The following is a 3,156-nucleotide window of genomic DNA, read 5'->3' as shown; positions in this document are numbered from 1 at the left end:
ATTTTTTCTTTTGTTACTGGTATCTTCTGCTTTCATTGAGTTATTTATTTTATCCATAGTGACACTTAAAATTCGTTCCTTTTCATCCTCCAAAAAAGGATTTTCGCTGTCTAGATATCTATCTTCGTATATATTATTTAACATTTGGTGAATATTCTTCATAAATAATTCCTCCATTTATCAGTTTTTCTTTTAATTTGCTTTTACTTCTATATAAAATATTTTCTACCTTTTTTTCGTCTAGATTTAGTTTCAAGGCGATGTTTTTGACCTTTTCGAAGTAAAAAAATCTAAGTATAAAAATCGATCTATCAGGCTCTTCAAACTTATCTAGTGTTTCCTTTATGATTTTTTCATTGTGAATTTTGGCGTATTCATCCTCCATATTTACAGATATCCCTAGATTGTTCTCATCGATATCAAATAAAGATGAATTTAAATTTAAGCTTCTAAGCTTATCAAAGCATACATTTCTAGCGATTGCGTAGATGTAGCTTTTTAGAGATTTATTTTTATTTATTTGAAAATTGTCTATGTTTTTCCAAAGCTTGAAAAAAGTATCTGAAATAGCCTCCTCGATGTCCTCTTTTTCTAGATTGCTAAGTATGTTTGTACAGATAGTCTTTACTGCAGGTCCGTAAATATCTATAGCCATACTTATGCCTTCTTCAGGAGATTTTTTCAAAAGACCGATAACTCGTTTCTCCTTAAATTTATCCATATATATATTCCCCCATTTAAATTCCTAAAAAATATTATTGCGCAATATATTTTAACTTCTTCACATACCAATACGAAGAAAAAATATTTTTCACTCAAAAATTTTAAAAAAAAATTTAAAATTATTGTAACGAAACAACTATTTTATGATACTACTATATAAAATAAATAAATTTCTAGCTAGAGGGAAAGGAGGTTTATGTGAAAGAGATTGAAAAGCTTTACGATTTATACTCAAACGATGTGTATAGATTTATTTACTCGCTGAGCTTTGATGAAGAAGTATCTAAGGATATTATGCAGTCAACATTTTTAGAATGCATAAAGAGCATAAAAAACTTCAAAGGAAAATGTAGTGAAAAAACATGGCTGCTTGCTATAGCGAAAAATCAGTACTATACATATTTGAAAAAACATCCTTTTACTGAAAATTTGTACGACAGTGATTTAGATAAATACAGGGATTACGAACACGAATCTTTAGATGAATACAACGAGGTTTTAAAAATTATAAACAAGCTCAAGGAGCCTCAAAGACAGATAATGATACTTAGACTTATAAATGATCTTACATTTAAAGAAATAGGTGAAATAATAGGCAAAAGTGAGAGCTACTGTAGAGTGAATTTTTTTAGAGAAAAAAAGAAAATAGTCTTACAGTTTAATGAGTAACTATTAAAAATTTGAAAAGTAGGTGAAAAAATGAGTGAATTAAAATGTAATGTAGTCGAGGATTTAATGCCACTTTATATAGATGACTTAGTTGGCGAAGATACGAAAAGAGATATAGAGATACATCTAGCGGAATGTGAGAAATGTAGAAAAATGTACGAGGAATTAAAGAGAAATATAAATTCAGATATTGGAAAAAATATAAATTTAAATGAAGAAGAATCAGAAAAATTAAAAACAGATACATTAAATTCAATTGGAAAATACCTAAATAAAATAAAATATATTTTTATAATATTTTCAGTATCAGTAGCAGTCGGAATTAGTTTATTGGGCGGTGGATTTTTATCTACTATACCTTGGGTTATAATAATTCCTTTTGTGCTAGGGCTTTTGTATGATGAAAAAATATTTATACTTGCTATTGTGATTGTGGCTAATATATTATTTACAATCGTTATGGAAAATGGATTTTTAGGAGTTTGGACAGGATTTTATTTTTTAATATGTTCTTTTGCTGGACTATTTTTAGCATCAGCGATAAAACAATTAAAAAATAAATAAATATTTAAATTGGACGAGGTGAAATAAATGAAAAGATATATAAAAGTAATTTTAGGAGTTATTGCTGTAGGTATAGCTGTTTATATTTACAGTGGATTTTGTGGAAATCCTATAGAGTATTTACAAGCTAAAAAAGGATTTGAAGATTATATAGACAAGCATTATAAAGGAAAGGTAGAGATAAAATCGATATCATATGGTTTTAAAACAGGTAATTTTTATGCAAAAGTAGAGGATGTAGATAAACCAGATACATCATCGTATTTTGAGTATTATGGTGATGGTATATCAGACGGATACTACGATAACACAATTATAAATATGATAGATGAAGTAAATAATTATATAGCTTATAATATTGAAAAAGAAAGTGATATACTCAGAGAATATATGTCTATAGATTCAGAGATAAATATAGAACAGTATAAGTACAGAATTTACGATTTTTATAGTGGTGAAGAGCCTATAAAATTAAAGATAGATTTACACGAGGCGTACGATTTTGAGCAAAAAGAAAATAGAAGCTACGATAAAGATAAATTCCCATATAAAAATGAAAAAGAATTTTTAAAGGATGCATATAAAATAGTAAAAATACTACAAAATATAAATTACGACTTTGAAAGTGTAAACATATCTTCTTTTAAAGAAGACGGAAATAATGCATATGAGGTAGATATAGACGATTTAAGTCAAATAAAATCAGAGGGCGATTTACAAAAAATAATAAAAAATGTAGACTATAGTAAAGAATAAACTTAAAATTGTAAACCATAAAGAGGTGTTAAAATATGGAGATTAAAAAAGTAGCGATTATAGGTGCAGGTGCAATTGGATGCGTGTATGCCTATTCTCTAAATAAAGCTTTAAAAGATGATTTTGCTTTTATAGCAAATGGAAAGAGAAGAGAAAGATTAGAAAAAGAAGGACTATACTTAAATGGGGAAAAATTTAATCCTAGAGTAGTATCATCAGACGATGATTTTAAACCAGACTTGATAATAGTAAGTGTAAAAAATTATCAGCTTCAAGATGCAATAGAAGATATGAGAAATTTAGTCGGCAAAAATACAATAATACTGACTTTATTAAATGGAATCGTAGCTAGAGATGTATTACAAGAAAGCTTTAAAGACAATCAAGTACTATACGGACTTGCTATAAAAATAGATGCCGTAAAAATAGGAAATAGAGTAACCG

The 3,156-nt window shown here is 27.5% G+C and carries 5 protein-coding genes; 4 read left to right on the top strand and 1 reads right to left on the bottom strand.

Features of this window, described 5'->3' with window-relative positions; translation table 11 throughout:
• Positions 1 to 133: 133 nt before the first annotated feature.
• Positions 134 to 721, bottom strand: a complete 588-nt coding sequence (locus ACI3VO_RS11325) for an RNA polymerase sigma factor (protein ID WP_439758019.1) — start codon at positions 719 to 721, stop codon at positions 134 to 136.
• A gap of 200 nt (positions 722 to 921) precedes the next feature.
• Here ACI3VO_RS11325 and ACI3VO_RS11320 point away from each other — a divergent pair, with 200 nt between their 5' ends.
• The 4 genes from ACI3VO_RS11320 to ACI3VO_RS11305 form a co-directional block, all read left to right on the top strand.
• Complete coding sequence (locus ACI3VO_RS11320) at positions 922 to 1,392, top strand: RNA polymerase sigma factor (protein WP_439758018.1); 471 nt, start codon at positions 922 to 924, stop codon at positions 1,390 to 1,392.
• A 30-nt stretch (positions 1,393 to 1,422) separates the two neighbouring features.
• Positions 1,423 to 1,956, top strand: a complete 534-nt coding sequence (locus ACI3VO_RS11315; RefSeq protein ID WP_439758017.1) for a zf-HC2 domain-containing protein — start codon at positions 1,423 to 1,425, stop codon at positions 1,954 to 1,956.
• Between the two features lie 27 nt (positions 1,957 to 1,983).
• The gene (locus tag ACI3VO_RS11310; protein ID WP_439758016.1) at positions 1,984 to 2,712 is read left to right on the top strand and encodes a hypothetical protein; all 729 of its coding nucleotides are present in this window, start codon (positions 1,984 to 1,986) and stop codon (positions 2,710 to 2,712) included.
• A 35-nt stretch (positions 2,713 to 2,747) separates the two neighbouring features.
• On the top strand, positions 2,748 to 3,156 hold a 409-nt coding region (locus ACI3VO_RS11305; RefSeq protein WP_439758015.1), incomplete at its 3' end, for a ketopantoate reductase family protein.

Source organism: Intestinibacter sp. (assembly GCF_051866655.1).
Classification (GTDB): domain Bacteria; phylum Bacillota; class Clostridia; order Peptostreptococcales; family Peptostreptococcaceae; genus Intestinibacter.
Note: the sequence above shows the minus strand (reverse complement) of the source record. Positions and strands in the feature narration are given on the sequence as shown.

Bases quoted from the DNA above. Each gene is read 5' to 3' on its own strand.
- ACI3VO_RS11325 (WP_439758019.1), bottom strand. From the start codon at position 721: ATGGATAAATTTAAGGAGAAACGAGTTATCGGTCTTTTGAAAAAATCT.
- ACI3VO_RS11315 (WP_439758017.1), top strand. From the start codon at position 1,423: ATGAGTGAATTAAAATGTAATGTAGTCGAGGATTTAATGCCACTTTAT.
- ACI3VO_RS11310 (WP_439758016.1), top strand. From the start codon at position 1,984: ATGAAAAGATATATAAAAGTAATTTTAGGAGTTATTGCTGTAGGTATA.